Source organism: Lentzea sp. NEAU-D7 (genome assembly GCF_026242055.1).
GTDB lineage: Bacteria > Actinomycetota > Actinomycetes > Mycobacteriales > Pseudonocardiaceae > Lentzea.
Genome location: NZ_JAPJDL010000020.1, coordinates 64,601 through 82,648 on the forward strand (window position 1 = coordinate 64,601; position 18,048 = coordinate 82,648).

At 68.7% G+C, this 18,048-nt stretch carries 17 protein-coding genes; 3 read left to right on the forward strand and 14 right to left on the reverse strand.

The annotated features are described in order from the left end of the window. Positions 1 to 4 precede the first annotated feature (4 nt). Both ORI60_RS33065 and ORI60_RS33070 read right to left on the reverse strand, forming a co-directional pair. A complete protein-coding gene (locus tag ORI60_RS33065) occupies positions 5 to 1,330 on the reverse strand; it encodes an ABC transporter substrate-binding protein (protein WP_266041925.1) in 1,326 nt (441 codons plus the stop codon). A 16-nt stretch (positions 1,331 to 1,346) separates the two neighbouring features. After that, complete coding sequence (locus tag ORI60_RS33070) at positions 1,347 to 2,558, reverse strand: ROK family protein (protein WP_266041926.1); 1,212 nt, start codon at positions 2,556 to 2,558, stop codon at positions 1,347 to 1,349. 126 nt (positions 2,559 to 2,684) lie between these two features. On the opposite strand from ORI60_RS33070, the gene ORI60_RS33075 reads away from it, so the two are divergent. Further along, positions 2,685 to 3,332 carry a DUF3159 domain-containing protein gene (locus tag ORI60_RS33075; protein WP_266041927.1) on the forward strand — a complete coding sequence of 216 codons (648 nt, stop codon included), beginning with the start codon at positions 2,685 to 2,687 and terminating at the stop codon, positions 3,330 to 3,332. A gap of 1 nt (position 3,333) precedes the next feature. Here the strand turns inward: ORI60_RS33075 and ORI60_RS33080 are convergent, their stop codons facing one another. The 10 genes from ORI60_RS33080 to ORI60_RS33125 are packed head-to-tail and all read right to left on the reverse strand — an operon-like array spanning position 3,334 to position 12,178. Next, positions 3,334 to 4,512, reverse strand: coding sequence for a hypothetical protein (locus ORI60_RS33080; RefSeq protein WP_266041928.1), 1,179 nt, complete (start codon positions 4,510 to 4,512; stop codon positions 3,334 to 3,336). A 7-nt stretch (positions 4,513 to 4,519) separates the two neighbouring features. Beyond that, the gene (locus ORI60_RS33085; RefSeq protein WP_266041929.1) at positions 4,520 to 5,710 is read right to left on the reverse strand and encodes a hypothetical protein; all 1,191 of its coding nucleotides are present in this window, start codon (positions 5,708 to 5,710) and stop codon (positions 4,520 to 4,522) included. Continuing rightward, a complete protein-coding gene (locus ORI60_RS33090; protein WP_266041930.1) occupies positions 5,707 to 7,014 on the reverse strand; it encodes a hypothetical protein in 1,308 nt (435 codons plus the stop codon). Before ORI60_RS33090 ends, ORI60_RS33085 begins: the two co-directional genes overlap by 4 nt. Continuing rightward, a complete protein-coding gene (locus ORI60_RS33095) occupies positions 7,011 to 7,337 on the reverse strand; it encodes a hypothetical protein (RefSeq protein ID WP_266041931.1) in 327 nt (108 codons plus the stop codon). The genes ORI60_RS33090 and ORI60_RS33095 overlap by 4 nt, the downstream gene beginning before the upstream one ends. Continuing rightward, positions 7,337 to 7,852 (reverse strand): YbaB/EbfC family nucleoid-associated protein, encoded by a 516-nt coding sequence (locus ORI60_RS33100; protein ID WP_266041932.1) that lies wholly within the window; start codon positions 7,850 to 7,852, stop codon positions 7,337 to 7,339. Before ORI60_RS33100 ends, ORI60_RS33095 begins: the two co-directional genes overlap by 1 nt. A 43-nt stretch (positions 7,853 to 7,895) precedes the next feature. Beyond that, entirely contained in the window at positions 7,896 to 8,066 is a 171-nt protein-coding gene (locus ORI60_RS33105; protein WP_266041933.1) for a DUF397 domain-containing protein, read from the reverse strand. Further along, entirely contained in the window at positions 8,063 to 8,899 is an 837-nt protein-coding gene (locus ORI60_RS33110) for a helix-turn-helix domain-containing protein (protein ID WP_266041934.1), read from the reverse strand. Before ORI60_RS33110 ends, ORI60_RS33105 begins: the two co-directional genes overlap by 4 nt. 24 nt (positions 8,900 to 8,923) lie before the next feature. Next, on the reverse strand, positions 8,924 to 10,309 hold the full coding sequence (locus ORI60_RS33115; RefSeq protein WP_266041935.1) for a class I adenylate-forming enzyme family protein: 1,386 nt from the start codon (positions 10,307 to 10,309) through the stop codon (positions 8,924 to 8,926). Position 10,310: 1 nt separating this feature from the next. After that, on the reverse strand, positions 10,311 to 11,384 hold the full coding sequence (locus tag ORI60_RS33120; RefSeq protein WP_266041936.1) for a 3-dehydroquinate synthase II: 1,074 nt from the start codon (positions 11,382 to 11,384) through the stop codon (positions 10,311 to 10,313). Then, positions 11,381 to 12,178 (reverse strand): 2-amino-3,7-dideoxy-D-threo-hept-6-ulosonate synthase, encoded by a 798-nt coding sequence (locus ORI60_RS33125; protein WP_266041937.1) that lies wholly within the window; start codon positions 12,176 to 12,178, stop codon positions 11,381 to 11,383. Before ORI60_RS33125 ends, ORI60_RS33120 begins: the two co-directional genes overlap by 4 nt. A gap of 205 nt (positions 12,179 to 12,383) precedes the next feature. On the opposite strand from ORI60_RS33125, the gene ORI60_RS33130 reads away from it, so the two are divergent. Next, positions 12,384 to 13,292 (forward strand): LysR family transcriptional regulator, encoded by a 909-nt coding sequence (locus ORI60_RS33130; protein WP_266042046.1) that lies wholly within the window; start codon positions 12,384 to 12,386, stop codon positions 13,290 to 13,292. Here the strand turns inward: ORI60_RS33130 and ORI60_RS33135 are convergent. Then, complete coding sequence (locus tag ORI60_RS33135) at positions 13,287 to 14,198, reverse strand: N-acetylglucosamine kinase (protein WP_323055969.1); 912 nt, start codon at positions 14,196 to 14,198, stop codon at positions 13,287 to 13,289. The genes ORI60_RS33130 and ORI60_RS33135 overlap by 6 nt on opposite strands. Before the next feature lie 64 nt (positions 14,199 to 14,262). Continuing rightward, on the reverse strand, positions 14,263 to 17,079 hold the full coding sequence (locus ORI60_RS33140) for a S8 family peptidase (protein WP_266041939.1): 2,817 nt from the start codon (positions 17,077 to 17,079) through the stop codon (positions 14,263 to 14,265). A gap of 113 nt (positions 17,080 to 17,192) precedes the next feature. Between ORI60_RS33140 and ORI60_RS33145 the strand changes: the two genes are divergently transcribed. Further along, complete coding sequence (locus ORI60_RS33145) at positions 17,193 to 18,047, forward strand: fumarylacetoacetate hydrolase family protein (RefSeq protein ID WP_266041940.1); 855 nt, start codon at positions 17,193 to 17,195, stop codon at positions 18,045 to 18,047. The last annotated feature ends 1 nt before the right edge of the window (position 18,048 follow it).

Below are 18,048 nucleotides of genomic sequence, written 5' to 3' on the forward strand. Positions count from 1 at the left end.
GTCCCTACTTGCCGCTCTTGGCGATCTGGTCGTCGATGTTCTTGTCGACTTCCTTGAGGCCTGCCGCCAGGTCCGGGACCTTGCCGGACTGGTAGGAGACCGAGAAGTCGGTGACGGCCTTGATGTGGGCGTCACCGATGGGGGTGACCGGGTTGCCCTTGAGCTTGTCGCTCTTGGCCAGGTCGATGAACGTCTTGAACTGCTCGTCCACCTCGAGCTGCGGGCTCTCCATGGCGGCCTTGGTGCTCGGGACGTTCTTGATGGCGTTGGACAGGCCGACGATCGTGTCGGTGTCGAACGTCAGGTGCTTGATCAGCTCCCACGCGGCGCCGGGGTTCTTGGCGCCCTTCGGGATGCCCATGATCGTGCCCGTGGTGAACGCGGTGCCGTAGTCGGCGGGCTTCCAGGTCGGGAACGGGGCCGTGCCGAACTTGATCTGCGGCGCCTGCGCCTTGAGGAAGGCGGTGCGGTACTCGCCGTCGACCATGATCGCGATCTTGCCCTGGTGGAACGCGTGGTCGGCCGAGTACTCCTGGCCGAGACCCGCGCGGAACCGCTCCAGCGCGTCGTAGCCGTAGAAGTCGACGAGCTTCTTCTGGAACGTCATCATCTCGGTGAAGCCGGGGGAGCTGGCGAGGGCGGACTTGCCGTCCTTCTCCCACTCCGCGCCGAACGTCGGCGCGAGGATGGTCGGGCGGTTGGCGTAGAAGCCCATCGTGGGCAGGTAGCCCGCGACCTCGATGTCACCGTTCGGCGCCTTCTTGGTCGCCTTCACGGCCGCGTCGTACAGCTCGTCCAGCGTCTTCGGCGGGGTCGTGACGCCGGCCGTCGAGAGCAGGTCCTTGTTGTAGTACATGGCGTACACGTCGGTGAGCATGGGCATCGCACAGCGGTTGCCCTTGTACTCGGTGTACTGCTGCACGGCGGGGGTGAGCTGGTTCAGGTCGACCTTGTCGCGGTCGATGTACGCCTTGAGCGGCTGGAACGCGCCCGAGGAGCAGAACTGGCCGATGTTGTCGGTCGTGAACGACAGCGCGACGTCCGGCGTGTTGCCCGAACGGATGCCCGCGGTGATCTTGTCGTCGTCCTGCGAGCCCTCGTGCTTGATCTCGATGTTCGGGAACTTCTTGTTGAAGGTCTTGAGGGCCTTCGTGACTTCCTCGTACTCGCGGTCGGAGTAGTTGCTCCAGACCGTGAGGGTGAGCTTGTCGTCCTTGCCAGGAGCAGCCGCGGCGTCGGAGCTCGCGCCACCCCCCTTGCCCGCCGCACATGCGGTGAGGGTCAGCGCTGCGGCGACACAGAGCAAGGCAGCACGGGTGTGCTTGCGCATGTGCACTCCTTCTCGATCAACGTGGGGACCCGGCGACCACTGGGCCGCGGAATGGAGCCGTGGTGGCTGCCGGGAGGCCGAACACCTGTTCGCGGGCAACGGCGAGCGCCGAGTGCAGTGCGCCGCTGCGCACTGGTTTCCCGGTCACCAGGGCCAGCTGGATCGGTGTTCGCGGCACCACCAGTTGCCGCAGTTCCGCGGCAACGAGGTCGTTCAGCGTGGTTCCGCCTGCCTGCGCGATGTCGCCGGACAGGAGGATGAGTTCCGGGTCGAGCACCGCGACGACGCTAGCCACGCCCGTGGCGATGCGCTTGGCGAGATCGGCCATGAACTCACGGCCCGCCGGACCCGCGGCCAGCGCCTTGCGCACGGCGCTGTGGCCGTTGCGCGCGGTGAGCCCGTGAGCGCGTGCGAGCTTGCAGATCGACGTGTTGCTGAGCAGTTCACCGAACGTGCCACCGGAGCGGTCCGTGTCGGTGTCGGCCGCCGCGCGGTCCGGGATCATGAGCCCGTCGATCTCGCCCGCGCCACCGGAGGCGCCGCGCAGCAGCGATCCGTTGACGACGACGGCGGCACCGACGAGGTCCGCGGGCCAGATGACGACGAAGTCGCTCACCTCGGTGGCCCGTCCGGCGACCATCTCCTCCAGCGCGACGAGGTTGACGTCGTTCTCGACGCTCACCGACGTCGCGAGCTGCTCCCGCAACCGGCCGGGCACGTCGAAACCGCTCCAGCCGGGCAGATGTGGTGCGTAGGCGAGCTCGCCGTTCGCGGGGTTCACCGCTCCCGGACAGCCCACCACGACGTGCAGCAGCTGGTCGGCGCTCAGACCTGCTTGCCAGCAGGCCTTGCCGACCGCGCTCACGAACGCCTCCAGCACGCCGTGCTTCGCGGGCATCGGAGCCTTGTGCTCGGTGAGCACGGCACCGGAGATGTCCGCGATCGCGATGTCGACCGTCTCGGGGGTGAGATCGACAGCGGCGATGTGCGCAAGCGCCCCGTTGACCGACCACAGCTGGGCACGAGGCCCGCGTCCACCGCCGCGCAGTCCGTTGCGAACTACGGAGTCGCCGGCTTCGAGGCGCGTGAGCAACTGTGCGGTCGCCGGCTTGGAAAGGCCGATCAGGCCTTCCAACTCCGACCTGGTCAGCGGCCCGTTGCGCAGCAAAGCCTCGATGGCTGCGCGGTCGTTGATCTCCCGCAACAGTCGTGGGCTTCCGGCACGCATTAGGTCCGCTCCTGTCTGTTAACTTTCCAGACGATTTCGCCAGACGGTAGTGACCTGGTTCACCGAGGTCAATCCCCGATATGGGTCCGTTACCTGAGTTAGGTTCGCCTAAGGCACCCTGGAACCATGACCGACGTGCGCCACGAGTCGCTCGCATCACTGCTAGGAGGCCGAGGCGGCGCTCTCGACGCCTCCCTGCCGCCGCTGGCGTTCGTCGCGGGCTGGCTCATCTGGAACCACTCGATCGGCGCCGGCGCCGTGGCAGCCGTCCTGTGCGGTGTCGCGATCGGCATCTTTCGCTTCGTCCGAGGCGAGAAACCCCGTGCGGTCGTGTTCTCGGTCCTGGCCGTGGTGGCGGCATCGCTGGTAGCGCTCTACACGGGCCGTGCGGAGGACTTCTTCCTCATCCAGCTGCTGTCCAACATGGCCTCGGCACTGGTCTGGGCAGGCTCCATCGCGGTGCGCTGGCCGTTGCTGGGCGTAGTGGTGGGAACGCTCCTCGGCCAGAAGGCGCGATGGCGCCGAGATCCTGCCCTTTTGCGCGCCTACTCCATCGCCTCGTGGCCGTGGGTCGGGCAGTACGCGCTGCGTGTGGCCGTGTTCACTCCACTGTGGCTGGATGCGCAGATCTACTGGCTGGCCACTCTGCGGCTCGCCCTGTCCTGGCCGTTGCAGATCGTCTGCATCCTGGTGTCGGGGTGGATGCTGCGGCGGGCGCTGCCTGCGGACCACCCCGGGTTCCGGCATCCGCGGGGGCCGGAGTCCGCCTCTTAGGTCAGCGCTTCTTCCGCTTCTTGCCCGAGCCCGGCACCGTCCCGGTCTTGGGCGGCAGAGGCGGAGCCTCCGGGAACGCCTCGATGGAGTACTGGCCTTCCATGAAGTCCAGGAAAGCCTTGTAGCAGAACCGGTAAGCGAGGTAGAGGAAGGCCACAGCGATGAGCCCGAGGCCGGCGAAGATCACCTTTTCCTGCTCGTCCAGTCCGCCGACAGTGCCCCAGTCCTTCTGGAGCTCCGCTGAACCCGTGACGATCGACAGCGTCATCATCGTCAGCATGTAGAGCGGCATGAGCAGGAACGCGCCGACGAGCAGCAGGATGTACGGACGGCTGTCCGTCCGGAACTCCCAGTTCGCCGGCCGGAGCTCGTGCTTCCTCAGCGGACGGTAGGACCACAGCGGACGTTCGGCGACCTCGACGCCCGCAGACCGTGCCTGGACCATCGCGAGCGCTGTTCTGCCGACTTTCTCCGTCACCGGGACCAGCAGTTCCCGGGCGGTACCGATGACGTGCAGTGCGGGCCCCGGCGTGACGTCGAACGTGCGCGGCCTCCCCACGTCACCGTCGGCGTAGATGATCACCTGGCAGGTCATCTCCTGCTCGACCTCGACCAGGTCGATCGACCGCATCGCCGTCCACGGCACCGCGACCACGTCACGTGACCGCTTCCGGCGCGACACCAGGCTGTCGAGCACCAGCCGGTCCTCGCGGACGCACAGCCGCGCCTTGAGATCCCTCATGGGAAACGGGATCTCCAGCTTCGACCTGATCAGCGCGGGCGTGACCGGGCGGCTCATGACCAGCACCACCAGCTCGCTCAACGCCCAGGGCACCACGACCAGACCGACCGCGATCACCCAGCCGATCGGCCGATCGTGATCACCGGCGATCTGCATGCTGTGGAAGATGCCCATGAACACACCGGGGAACGCCGCCCAGCGACACCAGATCCGCCACATCGGCAGGCGGCGCCAGTGCCACACCAGGCCGACGACGGCGATCACCCAGAACGCCACCGCCCCAGCCGCCAGGTCGTCCAGGTCGTTGGGCTGGATCGACCTCCGCGCCGCGAGGGTGTTCTCCCAGGCGTCCAGGCGGGTGGCTGCGACCAGGGTGAAGAGGGCGGTGAACGCGAGCAACGCGAGCCCTGCCGTCCGGCGCAGGAACAGCTCGATCATCTCGGCTTCAGTGCTTCTTCCGCTTCTTGCCGGAGCCGGGCACCGTCCCGGTCCTGGGCGCCTCGGGGAAGGCCTCGATGTAGTCCTGGACCTTCATCGCGCCGAGGAACGCCTGAATCACGAAGCGGTTCAGCAGGTAGAGGAAGACGATGCTGCCGATGCCGAGCGTCGCGACCCAGACCGGGTCGACCACGCCGTTGACCACCTTGAACTGCTTCTGCAGGTACGCGGAACCGGTGATGAGCGACAGCACGGTCCCGCAGAGCATGACGAGCGGCATGAGCAGGAACGTCCCGACAACTCCCAGGACGTAGGGGCGTTTGTCGGTGCTGTAGCTCCTGGCCAGCGCACCCCTGCGCGGCTGTTCGTCGTCGTAGAACGGAACACCCGAGTTGCGGCACCAGTGCTTCACGGTCAGCGGTGTCTCGTCGAGTTCGACGCCCGCCGACCGCGCCTTGACCGCCGCCAGCGCCATTTGCCCGACTTGTGCGGTCACAGGGATGAGCAGCTCACGTGCGGTGCCGATCACGTGCAGCGCGGGGCCCGGCTTCACGTCGAACGTGCGGGCGTTCGCCTCCTTCGTCGCGGAGTGCAGGAACACCGTGCAGGTCATCTCCTGCTCGACCTCGACCAGGTCGATCGATCGCAGGGTCGGCCACGGAACCGCGACGACGTCGCGTGAGCGTTTTCGCCGCGAGGTGAGGCTGTCCAGAACAAGACGATCTCCCCTGACGCACAGCCTTGCCCTGAGTCCTCGGATGGGGAATGGAATCTCCAGCTTCGAGGCGATCAGGCGCGGCGTGACGGGACGAGTCATGACGAGGCGCACCACCTCACCGAGCGCCCAGCACACCAGCGCCAGACCGGCCCAGATCGCCAGAGCGACGGGCTTGCCCCGATCGGCCGCGAGTTGCAGGCAAACGAGCAACGCGACGAACAGGCCGGTCAGCGACGCCCAGCGAGACCAGATCGGCCACATCGTCACCCGCCGCCGGTGCCACCAGAGGCCCACCAGGACGATTCCCCAGAGAAGGGTGCCGACAACGGCGACGTCGTCGACTCCCAGCGGCTCCACCGACTTCCGTCCGGCGAGCGCGTTCTCCCACGTGGACAGCCGGGCGGCGGCGACGACGGGCAGCAGCGCCGCCAGGAAGATGAGGATCAGCGCGATCGTCCTGCGAGCGAACACCTCGATCACAGGTCGCCTTCCATGCGTTTGAACGGCTCGGCGCTCCCCGCGTTCCGGCGCTGCTCCTCCCAGTACCGGCGCCAGGCCTCGTCCTTCTCGTCCTGCTTGACCTCGGCGTCCGCTTCGCGGTGCGTCTGGTCGCTCCACTCCTGGACGACCGCGTTGCCGAAGATCTTGGGGTAGTTCGGCAAAGAGAGCGGCGGAAGCTCGTGTCCGAAGATCTTCGGGGTGACTTCCCTTTCCAGCACACCGGCCGCGTCGTCCAACCGCTCGTCGCCGGTGCCCACGCGGTCGCGGACGTTGTCGGCACGGGTTCCGATCAGGGAGTCAATGGCTTTCTTCTTGTCCGCCATCAAGTCGTCGCCGCGCTCACCGAGTTCCCTCAACCGCTTGGCGTCGTCCGCGTCCAACTTGCCGGCTTCGGCCTTCTTCACCATGTGCAGCGCCTTGTTGGCGTGTTCGGCGGCGTCGCGGTTGTAGTCCGTGACGGTCTTCTTCAGGTTCTTGGTCGTGCCCTTGAGCATGTCCCGCGAGTTCTTGGCCTCGTCGGACACCTTTTCGAGCTGCTTGACGACCTTGCTGACCTTCTTCGCGTTCTTGCCCGCCGTGATCGCGCCCTGCGCGACTGTGTCGGCGATGAACGCAGCCTCCGACGCACCGAACGTCACGGGCGCCAACGCCGTTGCCGCGGCGAACTTGATGATCGCGTTGGACACGAACGTCGCGATGGCGTCCCGGATCGCACCCCGAACCACACCCACCGCGGACGCGGCGACGGTCATCGCCTGCGCGGCAGAGGTGGCGTGGCTGGCGCCTCCCGCCACAACGTTCGAGAAGTCCTGCACGGCCTTGCGGTAGCCGTCGATCGCGGCGCCCTGTGTCCCGGACAGCGCACTGAGCGTGCTCGTGTACTTGTCCGCGGTTTCCTGCATGCGCTTCGCGATGTTGGTCCACGTCTCGGCGATGGCGTTGACGGCGTCGGGGTCGCCTGCCACGAGGTCGAGCGCCTCTTTGATGAACGCGATGTGCTCGATCAACCAGCCAATACCTGCGGACAGCAGGCTTCCGAGCGGGTTCGTCACGAAGCCGAGCAGGTCCATGCCGAAGCCGGCCGCGTCACCCAGGACGGCGGTCCAGTCGCCCTTGATGCCGTCGTAGATCAGGTTCGCGGAGCTGCTGAAGATACCCGCCGCGTCCCAGGCCTGGGTAGGACTGTCGAAGTTGGAGAAGACCTCGACCCCGTCGGTCTCGGGTTCCCTGGTCGCGTTCAGCGGGTTGAGCTCACCGATGTTCTTCGGGCCGGGCTCGCTCATGACTCCTCCCCGTCCAGACCCTTGCGCAGCTTCTCGAACATCTGCGCCGCGGCTTCCTCCTGGTCGGCATAGGTCTTGCACATGTCGGCGAACCGCTGAATCAGCACGTCACCCGCCTCCTTGACGGCGTCGACGTACTCGCTCGCCTCTCCGGTCCAGTTGCTCATGAGAGCCGCGAAGGGCTGGCCCGCGACACCCCACGCCTCGAAGTTCCAAAGGTTGTCGGCTCCCGCCGCTTTGGCGTCGGGAAGCCCTCCGATGAGCGCCTGCAGCTCGCGCCGGTGGACGTCGAGGATCTCCAGGTCGACGTGGAAGCCCGACATCACCAGCCACCTTCCTTCTTGAAGAGGCTGCGCTGGTCGTAGTCGGTGTCGTCGTCCTCGGCGGGGCGGCGGGCCGGGCGGGGTGCGGGCGGCGGCTGGGACGCGGCCGCGTCCTGTTGTTCCTCGTTCACGACGAACTGTGGTGCCGGCGGTGCGGGTTCGTCCGGGACGTCGATCGGTGGGATCTGGGACTGGACGAACTGCATCGCCTCGCTGTTGTCGCCGATGAGCGGGGCCATGATGGTGGTGATCTGGCCCACGGCTTGGGCCTGGGCGCGTTTGGCCGTGGACATCACGAGAGCAGCTAGGCGGTCTTTGGGCATGTCGTCGGCCTTTGTGCCGAACGACAGGCTCAGCAGCGCTCCCCCTGCGCTGACGCTGACCGTCACGGCGCCGTCCGTGCTGGTGGCGGCGCCGGTCAGGCTTGCGATTCGGGACTTGGCCTCTTCTGCCTGTTCGAGCAGGGCGGCGGTGCGCTGCTCGTAGTCCTCGATGAGCTGGTTCGGATCGGTCATGCGGTCCCCCCTTGCACGTGCGTGCCGGGGACGTTACCGAGAGTTACCGCGTTGCGCTGGCGAAACGGGTCAAGCGCAGGAACGCGGACCAGGCTTCGGTGGAGACCGGGAGGTGGGTGTTCGGCGCCTTGCTGTCTCGGATGCCAATTCTGCGGCCTACCTCGACGCAGTTGTTGCTGCTGCCGCTGTAGCTGCTCTTGCGCCAGGCGGTCATTGGAGGCCCTCCAAGATGTTGTCGATCACCGCCCTCGATTCTTCCTCAGTCAGAGCGACGGCCGCGAGAGCCGTCAGGATGTCCTCGTGGACCTTGATGGTCTCGGGGTCGTCGAAGAACAGGCAGTAGTTGACGCTGTCGGCGTAAACGACCGGCGGATACTTCGGGAACTTCATCAGGCAGAAGTCACCGCAGGTGCCCGCGTGCACGCCTGCGGACCGCGGAACGATCCGGATGCTGACGTAATTTCGCACCGACATCCTGAGCAGGTGGGCCAGTTGTTCGCGCCACACCTCAACGCTGCCGACTGGAAGCTCCAGTGCCTGTTCGTGCACGAGGAAGACGAATTTCCTGGCAGGTTCGAGAATGGACGCGCGAGCCGCCCTGGCAGCGGCGACTGCCGGGACGTCCTCGGCCTCGATCACGGGCGAACGTTCGGTGACGATGTAGCCGTAGTCCGGCGTTTGCACCAGGCCGGGCACGAGGATCATCGACCAGGTGATGATCTCCTCAGCGTCCTGCTCGTGGTCGATCAACGTGCGCACCTGGTCCGGCACAACGTCCTTTGGAATCTGAAGCCAGGCGTTGCCCGACTCGTGGAACAGCGCCAGCAGGTGTTCGCGTTCCTCGACGGTGGCCCGGCAGTAGCCGAGCAGCAGCAAGACGTCCGCCTCCGTCACGCCGCCCTTGCCGAGCGTCATGTCGGAGATCTTGGCTTCCTGCCAGCCGAGGAGTTCGGCGAGTTTGCGATGGGTGAGGCCGGTCCTCGCGATGATGGCGCGAACAGTGCCACCGAATTCCCGGCCCACCACACTGGACGATCTTTTGGGCATGCTCGGAAAGCTAGGCCCGGCAGGTCATTCTTCTCCATTCCTTCCGGCCAAATGTGCCTGAAGGTAGGACGCATGGAGCGGCTCCATGTTTCGGATGATCTTGCCGCTGGGCGTCCTGGGTAACGTGTCCATGACGTGGATGTGCTGGGGCAGCTTGAATTCCGCAAGCCTCTCCGTGCACCACTCCGACAACGCCTGTGCGGTGAGCGTGTCGCTCAGCGTGCCCACGTACGCGCGGATTTCCGCGGAGCCCACGGCTACGGCCTCGGTCACCTGCGGGTGTCCACGCAGGACCTGTTCGACCTCGGTCAGGTCGACCTTGTTGCCGCGCACCACTACCAGCGAGTCGGCGCGGCCGAGCAGGCGCAGTTCGCCGTCGGGGGTGAACTCGCCGCGGTCGCCGGTGCGGAACCAGCCGCCGGAGAAGCGCGCCGGGTCGTCCGAGGACGGGTAGGGCGTTTCCGGAAGAGCCACTTCCACCAGGCCGTTGCGCACTCGTGCTGTGATGCCCGGCATGGGCTTGCCGACGGACGGGCGGACCGTGCCGGAGACGGCGATGGTCAGCGCGCCGGTTTCGGTGGTGCCGAAGCATTCGCCCACCGGGAAGCCGTATGCGGCAAGGAACCTGTCGGCCACGTCCTGCGGCATCATCTCGCCGCCGGCGAACGCGCCGCGGACCGTGCGCAGCGCGTCGCGGTCGGGGGAGGAGGCCAGCAGGTCGAAGTGGAACGGCAGGCCGGTGACGAAGTCGACCTCGTGAGTGCGTGCGCAGGAGAGCATGTCTTCTGCGGTCGGGCTTGCGGCGAACACGAGGTGCACGCCTGCCGCGAGAGAGTGCAGCAGGCCGCCGATCAGACCGAAGCTGTGCGCGGGGGAGTTGAGCAGCAGCAGGCGTTCGCCGCGGCGCGCCATGCCCGCGGACGCCTCGAACCGCGCCACCTCGTCCACCAGGGACGACGTGCTGCGGCCGATGACCTTCGGGCGGCCGGTCGAGCCGGAGCTGAACTGGACGAGCCGGTGCGGCGAAGAAGCGGGGAGGCCGTCGACCCGCTCGGCCACGAGTCCGTACCGCTCCTGGAAGCCCTGAGCGGCAGTGCCGCCGGGGTGCACGAGGAACTCGGGGCGTGTGAGTTCGTGCAGGACGTGGGCTTCGGCCGGGCGCAGGCGGTGGTCGATCGAGATCACCTGCGCGCCGAGGCTCCACAACGCGAGCACGGCTTCCAGCTGGCTGAAGCTCGGCGGCACCTGGACGGCGACCGTGCTGCCGTCACCGATGCCGACGGCGGCGAAGCGAAGGGCGTGAGCGGTGACGTCGGCGCGCAGGAGGCCGTGCGTGACCGTGTTGCGATGGCTGAAGACCGGCACCTCGTCGCCGTTGCGGTGCAACAGGTCGGTGATGAACTCGCGCACTTCATGACTCCTTGCAGAACTCGCCGATGGGGAGGCCCACGTGCCGTTGCTCGGACGCGATGTAGCCGAGCAGCTCGTCGCCGGGCTGGAGTTCGGTGACGTTGCGGACCTTGCCGCCGGGTGCGAGGACGCGGACGTGCCAGTCGTCCTGCACCATCAGGTCGACCACGACGTTCTCCGGCGAGCGCGCGGTGATCGTGAGCATCGGGCGTGACTCGAGCTTGGCCCTGCCGACGGTGAGCTCGCGGGTGCGGCCGTCGGCGTCGACGGCGAGGACCTTGCTGCCGGACCGCAGTTCGGACAGGTAGTTGGTGCGGTTCGCCGGGCCCAGCACGTACGAGTGCAGCGCGCCCGCGTTCACCCGGAACGGCCGCGTCGGCATGTACGGCAACGGATGCGTCTCGCTGCAGCAGAGGATGAAGCCCGACGAGAACGAGCCGACCAGGATGCCCTCGTCCTCGCGGAAGTGCGAGGCGGTGTCGACGCAGACGCGGTCGCCGAGGCCGTTGTGGGTCAACGCCTCCACGGTGAGGGTGGTCAGGGTCAGCGGCGGGGACGTGACTTCGAGCAGGCGGGCCAGTTTGAACACGTCGGTCGCGTCCCGCGGTGCCATCAGCACGCCGTCCGAGCCGTGTTCGAGGCATTCGAGGACGATCGCGGCCTCGACGAGGTCGGAGACGACGGTGACCAGCTTGCCGGGGGCGCCGTCGGCGGCGGCGATCACGATCTCCAGCGGGATCTTCGTCGGGTCGGTGAACGCGACGACGGTGTGGTCGAGCCGTTCCGCCGCGGCGCAGGCGAGCTTGAGCGTGCGGTCGTCGCTGACCGTCACGAACGCGGAACCCGAGGACAGCCGGTCCAGCTGGTCCTGGTCGTCGACCTCCACGATGACCAGGTGGGGGCTGTCGGCCGAGTCGCCTGCGAGCAGCACGCGGGTGATCGTGGGCGGCAGGCCGTCCAGCAGCGACGGGTCGTCCGCGACGACTCCGGCGATCCGGCTGTGCACGGCCGCGTCGACCACGGCGGTCCGGTGCGCTTCCGGGACGGTTCTGAGGTCGATCCAGGCGAACTTCACCGGTTCTCCAAGGTGGCGGTCAGGGCGTGGATGAGACTGGCGTCGGTGGGCGCGTGGACGATCGACGCCAGCTCCGCGACCAGGTGCATCGGCGTCGGTGAGGTGAAGACCCGCCGTCCGACGGCGAGGCCCGCGCAGCCCGCGTCCATCGCCACGCGGGCGTGTCCGGCGAGGCTGTGCGCGGAGGCGGGACCACCCGCGACGACCACGGGGATCGGGCAGCCGGCGACCACGTCCGCCATGTCCTCGGCCGGGTGCGCGAGGGCGGTCTTGACGATGTCCGCGCCGAGGTCCGCTGCGATGTTGACGACGTGCGCCAGCAGAGCGGGGTCCTTGGGGTCGCCGATGCGCGGGCCGCGGGCGTAGGCCATCACGACCAGCGGGACGTTCCACGAGTCGCACGCGGCCGCGACCGTGCCGAGGTCGGTGAGCTGGCGGGCCTCCGTGTCGGAGCCGATGTTGACGTGCACGCTCACCGCGTCCGCGCCGAGCCGCAACGCTTCGTCGACCTCGCCGACGAGCACCTTGGCGTTGGCGTCGGCCATGTGCGCGGTGCCCGCGCTCAGGTGCACGATCAGCGCGCATCCGCCCAGCACGGCGGGATCGATGGTGCGAACTCGTCCTTTGTGGACGATGATGGCGTCGGCGCCGCCCTGCACGACGGCGCGGATCAGCTCCTGCCACCGGTCCTGCGGCACCACCGGACCGTCCGAAACGCTGTGGTCCAACGGCACGAAGAGGTACCTGTCGTCGTGCGGACGGGAAAGGCGTCGCAGCCGCAACGCTTTCCTCATGGCGCTCACACCCCTTGCGATCGTTTGGTGTCAACAGCAGCGTGGAGCAGGCGGCGCGCGCAGCGGCAGGTGTGAGGTGCCGATAATTCCGGAGTTATCGGCCTGACAGAGCAACCGCCCTTGCAACGGCCACGGAGCGTCATCTGGTGACACCCACGTGGCCGTGTTTGTGGATCGGCAACTGTCCTAGGCTTCCTCAGTGCGAATGGAGCTGAGACATCTGCACGTGGTGCTGACCGTCGCGCGAGCAGGCAGCATCAGCCGGGCCGCCTCCCAGATGAAGATCGCCCAGGCCGGGCTGACCGCGCAGGTGCGCCGGATCGAGGCGAGTCTCGGCGGGCCGTTGTTCCTGCGCCGCACCGACGGCGTCGAGCTGACCGAACTGGGCCGCCACGTCGTGCTGCGGGCCCAGGACCTGGTCGAACGGTTCGACGACCTGCTCGTCACCTCGCGCAAGCTGGCCGAGCGCGGCGACTCGGGCATCCGGCTCGGTGGTGTGGCCGGCTCGCCGACCGCGCTGCTGGTCGGGGTGGTCAGGGAGATCCTGCCGAACCTGCCGCAGACCACGCACGTCGAACGCGGAGGCGACGCCGTGCTGGAGCTCGTCCGCACGGGCGACCTCGACCTGGCCCTGGTGGTGGAGTTCCCGCGCAGCCCCTTGCGGTTCCCGGAGGCGGTCGGTCTGCGCGGAGTCGTCACGGAACGCATGCTGATCGGCGTCCCGGTGGGTCACCGGCTGTCCGGCCGCAGCGAGGTGCTGCTGTCGGAGCTCGCCGGCGAGGAGTGGGTCGTCCCGGACGAGAACCACGGCGGCCGGCTGAACCTGGAACTGGCGTGCGAGGCGGTTGGGTTCACGCCGCGGTGCGCGCACTTCGGCATCGACCCCGCGGTCGCCGCGGACCTGGTGCGGTCGACCGGCGCCGTGGCGGGGTTCTTCCCCGGTCACGACCTGCCGGGCGTGCTGCTCAAGCCGATCATCGGCAACCCGCTGCACCGGCGGATCACGCTGGTGTGGAACGCCGACGCCGCCGAACACGTGGACGACGTGCACGCCGGCCTGCTGCGCGCCTACCACGAGCGCACGCCGCACTCGGGCCGGCTGCTGGCGTCATGACCTGCTGGGCCTCGGCGCGTCCGGCCCCAGCACGTCGACGGCGGCCAGCCAGGCCGCACCCGCCGCACCCTCCGTCGCCATGATCACCGGAGCGTCGCAGCGGGTGAGCAGCTCCTGCTTCAGGTGCGTGCCGACCGGGGTCTTGATCAGGCTGCCGACCAGCACGATCGGCGAGGTGTCGGACGGCTCGCGGACGGCTGTGGCCGTGTCGGCGAGCAGGCGGGCGGCGGACGCCACGATCGCGAGCGCCTCGGGGTCGCCGTGGTGGTACGCGGAACTCACCAGAGGCGCGAACTGGGCGAGCGCGATGGGGGCCGCCGCGTTGACGGCGGTGATCAGCTGGCCCCGGTTGCGAGCACCGGCGGCGGTCAGGACGGCGGTGGCCAGGCCTTCCAGCGGTGCGTCCAGGTCGAGCAGCTTCAACGTGGCGCGGACGGCTTCCCGGCCCAGCCAGAACGCCGAGCCGTCGTCGCCGATGAGCCAGCCGTAGCCGCCGGACTGGCCCACCATGCGGTGCCCGGCGATGCGGCCCGCGATGGAACCGGTGCCCGCCACCAGAACCGTGCCGTCGGCTGACGAGGTGCCCGTGGCGAAGGCGGCCTCGCAGTCGGTGATCACGCGCATCGGGCAGTGCAGGCCCGCGCGCTCCCAGGCCTCCTGGAAGAGGTCGAGGACCGCGGGGTCGGTCATGCGGGAGGCGCCCGCCATGCCGAGGACGCCGGAGCGGACCTTGCGGGAGTCGAGGCCGTCGAGCGCCTCGGCCAGCGCCTCACCGATGTGGGCGGCGGCCACGGCGGGCGGGTGCGAGTTCGGGTTCGCGCCGCCCGCCAGGCCCTGACCCAGGCGGGCGCCGTCGAGTCCGAGCACCAAAGCCCTGGTGGACGTGCCGCCAGCGTCGAGTCCCACGACCAGATCCATAACGACCGAGTATTGCCGAGAGACACGCGGCTGAGGCACGCCCAACCGGGTGTCACAGGACCTGGGCGCGGTCACCCGTCGCGTTGTGGTGGAAGAGCACCAGGCTGCCGGCCGGAACCGGATCACCCGGACGGGCCACTGTGGACAGAGAAGGAACGGTGAAGCTGTAGTCGAACGTGGCCGCGGGAGCGACGTCGACCAGGTCGTCGGTGTCGGCGGGCGCGGTGTACCGGCTCAGCACTCCGGCGGTGTAGGTCACCGGGCCGGACGGCAGAGCCGACCGCGCGACCGGCAGCACCACGACGTCGCTGTCGAACAGGTTCGTGTCGGTCGAGCCGTCGAAGCCGTTCAGCGGCTGCTCGTCCACCACGTCCTCGGTGCCGGCCACCACCGTGCGGGCGACCCAGACGTCGGCCGTCACCTCGCCGTCGTCGTTCGTCCGCTTCTCGGCGGTGGTCACGAAGTCCTTGCCACCCACCGAGAACCGCACCTCGGGCTTGGTGTTGGCGCCGATGTTCGCCCAGGTGCTCCAGGTGGCGACGCCGAACGCCAGCAGGTCCGGGGTGGCCGTCGCGCCCACGTACCGCAGGTCGCCGCCGCGCGCGGTGCGGTTCGCGGCGCAGTCGGTCTGCACGCCGGGGCCGCAGTCGGGGAGGCGGTCGGAGCTCGCGCCGAGCTGGAGCACGGTCATCCGCGACTGGTAGCCGGGCTGGTCGAGGCCGCGTCCGGCGACGCGACCGCCGGTCACGGTCAGGCGCGACACCGGCTTCGGTGCCGCGTAGACCGGCACGCGGAGAGACCGGTCGCCGGTGAACGTCACCAGGCCGGACGCCTCCGCCAGGAACTGGCGGCCCTCGTCGAGCGAGACGGTGGGGTCGGGCGTCTTGCGCAGCGCGGCCGGGCCGGAGATCCGCAGCTGCACCGGCACCGAGACCGAACCGCCCGGCCGCAGCACGACGTAGGGCGCGCTGACCTGGAAGGACACACCGGGCACGCTGGTGATCGGCTCGTAGCCGGCGCGCAGCCGGACGGTCTGGGAACCCTTGTTGACCAGCTCGAGGGTGCGGCTCGTCCGCACCGGACCGCCCACCTCGACCGTGCCGAACGACGCGTCGCCCAGCACCAGCACGTCCGCAGACAGGGCGCCGAGCCCGTCCACGCGGCCCGCGCCGACCCGCATGGGGGCCTCGCGAACGCCCTTCGAATCCTTGACGACGCCGGAGGAGGTGTTCACCAGCGCGGCCTTGACCTCCGCGACCGTCCACTCCGGATGGACCTCCCGCAGCAGCGCGGCGATGCCCGCCACGTGCGGTGACGCCATCGACGTGCCGCCCAGCGACACGCCGTCCGAGGCCGTCCCGGAGGCGGCGGAGAAGATCGTGTCACCCGGTGCGGCCACCGCGATCGACGAACGCGAGCGCGACGACGACGGCGTGATCGTGTCCTGGATCGACGGCTCCACGGAAGGCACCGCGACCTTCAACGCCGAGGTCAGACGCGCGGTCAGCGTCCCGGCCTCCAGAGCCGGCCGCAGCGCGGAGGACGCCGAGGCCGTCAGCTGGAACGCGGGGATGTGGGCGTTTCCGGCGATCCCGGCCGCGAACACGGGCAACGTCGTCGACAGCAGCACGCCGGCCGCGCCGGCCTTCCAGGCGTTGTCGGTGCGGCCGCCCGAGCCGCAGGCGCGGGTGGCGTCGCTGTCGTCCCACTCCAGCCAGACGATCTTCCCGACCAGCGGCTCCGAGATCGGCTGGCACCCGTCCACGTTGGACGAAAGCCGCACAACGGGCAGCGTGAGGTCGAACGGCTCCTTGAAGTTCTGGCTGTACTGGCCCGCGTACCGCTGGCCGGCGACCTCCAGCCCGTCCAGCATCGAGAACGAGTCGCGGATGTTCGCGACGGAGATCGCCTCGGGGGAGTTGCCCGGCGAGCCGGACACGTCGTAGAAGTCGCCGCCGTTGCCGGCCGCCGCGACCACCACCACGCCGTGCTCGACGAGCTTGCGCACGAACAGCGAGTCGGGGTCGTCGGGTGCGCCGAAGTCGCTGCCCAGCGACAGGTTCACCACGTCGAGCTTGTCGGAGAAGTCGCCGTCGCCGTTGGGGTCGAGCGCCCAGTCGAGCGCCTTCGCGGTCAGGTTCGTGCCGCCCTTGCAGCCGAACACCTTCAACGCGTAGAGCTGCGCTTTCGGTGCCGTGCCGGGGCCGATCCTCATCGCGTCCAGGTCGATCGAGGAGTACGGACCGCGGTAGGTCGTGCCGTCGGCGTTGACGCCGTACCCGGCCGCGGTGCCGGCGACGTGCGTGCCGTGGCCGTCGCAGTCCACCGGGTCGGCGTCCGGCTCCGGGACCGAGCCGGGCCTGCCGGTGTAGTCGTCTCCTGCGAAGTCGTGACCGCCGACGACCTTGGCGTTCGGGAAGGTGCCGCCGCCGAAGTCCGCGTGCCGGTAGTCGATGCCGGTGTCGATCACGCCGATCCGCACGCCCTCGCCGAACCTCCCGAGCGACTTCCACACGTCGGACGTCCGGGTGAGCCGGACGGCGTGCGTGTTGGCGAGATCCTTGGGAACCATCCGGTGGACCGCCCGCACCTCGGGCATGCGCGTCAGGGCCGCCAGGCGCGACCTGTCCGTCGACAGCACCACTCCGGGCACCGCGTTGGTCGTTCGGGCGACCTCCCGTCCGCCGGACCGGGAGAGGACTCGGGAAGCGTGCTCCGACGTCCGGTCCCGCGCTGAACGCGCCTGCGCGGCGGTGCGTGAATCGACCGCCGCGTCCGAGGTCAGCTCGATGAAAACGGTTACGGTGTCGACCGCGGGCACCGGCGCGAGCAGTGCGCCTGCCAGGAGCGATGCGGTTACCAAATTCATGATCAACTCCTCCTATTCATCGGACGACTTCACGCTTGGGCCTAGACGCAGGTGGTGTCTCAGGGCTATACATCCGATGTATTTCGTAGGGTGTGAGCAGAGGAGGAACGGCCGTGCAGTTCTTGCGCCTGGGGCCGGTCGGAGACGAGCGTCCTGCAGTCAGGACCGACGACGGGACCACATACGACCTTCTGCCGATCACCCCGGACGTCGACGGGGCGTTCCTCGCGAACGACGGCGTCAACCGCGTGCGCGCCGCTCTCGACAGCGGTGAGCTCGGCGTCCTGAGCACGGAGGGCGTGCGCGTCGGGCCACCGCTCGCGCATCCGGGCAAGGTCATCTGCATCGGCCTCAACTACCGCGACCACGCCGAGGAGACCGGCGCGGACATCCCGGGCGAGCCGGTGATGTTCCTCAAGACGCCCGACACGATCGTGGGCCCGTACGACGAGGTGCTCGTCCCGCGCCGGTCCGTGAAGACCGACTGGGAGGTCGAGCTCGGTGTCGTCATCGGGCGCACCGCCCGCTACCTGGAGTCCGAAGAGGACGCTCTGGCCTGCGTCGGCGCGTACGTGCTCTCCCACGACGTCTCCGAGCGCGAGTTCCAGATCGAGCGCGGCGGGACGTGGGACAAGGGCAAGAACTGCGAGACGTTCAACCCCCTCGGTCCCTTCCTCGTACCCGCCGACGAGATCGCCGACCCGCAGAGCCTGGAGATGCGGCTCTGGGTGAACGGCGAGATCAAGCAGAACTCGTCCACCAAAAACATGATCTTCCCGGTGGCGGAGATCGTGCGCTACCTCAGCCAGTTCCTTGTCCTTCGACCGGGTGACGTCATCAACACGGGTACACCCGCCGGGGTGGCGCTGGGCCAGCCGGAGCCCAAGCCGTACCTGCGCGCCGGGGACGTGGTCGAGCTGGAGATCGAAGGCCTCGGCAAGCAGCGCCAGACCCTCGGGCAGGCCTGAA

Coding starts and splice junctions, on each gene's coding strand:
- ORI60_RS33065 (WP_266041925.1), bottom strand. CDS start 1,330: ATGCGCAAGCACACCCGTGCTGCCTTGCTCTGTGTCGCCGCAGCGCTG.
- ORI60_RS33070 (WP_266041926.1), bottom strand. CDS start 2,558: ATGCGTGCCGGAAGCCCACGACTGTTGCGGGAGATCAACGACCGCGCA.
- ORI60_RS33075 (WP_266041927.1), top strand. CDS start 2,685: ATGACCGACGTGCGCCACGAGTCGCTCGCATCACTGCTAGGAGGCCGA.
- ORI60_RS33080 (WP_266041928.1), bottom strand. CDS start 4,512: ATGATCGAGCTGTTCCTGCGCCGGACGGCAGGGCTCGCGTTGCTCGCG.
- ORI60_RS33090 (WP_266041930.1), bottom strand. CDS start 7,014: ATGAGCGAGCCCGGCCCGAAGAACATCGGTGAGCTCAACCCGCTGAAC.
- ORI60_RS33095 (WP_266041931.1), bottom strand. CDS start 7,337: ATGTCGGGCTTCCACGTCGACCTGGAGATCCTCGACGTCCACCGGCGC.
- ORI60_RS33100 (WP_266041932.1), bottom strand. CDS start 7,852: ATGACCGATCCGAACCAGCTCATCGAGGACTACGAGCAGCGCACCGCC.
- ORI60_RS33105 (WP_266041933.1), bottom strand. CDS start 8,066: ATGACCGCCTGGCGCAAGAGCAGCTACAGCGGCAGCAGCAACAACTGC.
- ORI60_RS33110 (WP_266041934.1), bottom strand. CDS start 8,899: ATGCCCAAAAGATCGTCCAGTGTGGTGGGCCGGGAATTCGGTGGCACT.
- ORI60_RS33125 (WP_266041937.1), bottom strand. CDS start 12,178: ATGAGGAAAGCGTTGCGGCTGCGACGCCTTTCCCGTCCGCACGACGAC.
- ORI60_RS33130 (WP_266042046.1), top strand. CDS start 12,384: ATGGAGCTGAGACATCTGCACGTGGTGCTGACCGTCGCGCGAGCAGGC.
- ORI60_RS33140 (WP_266041939.1), bottom strand. CDS start 17,079: ATGAATTTGGTAACCGCATCGCTCCTGGCAGGCGCACTGCTCGCGCCG.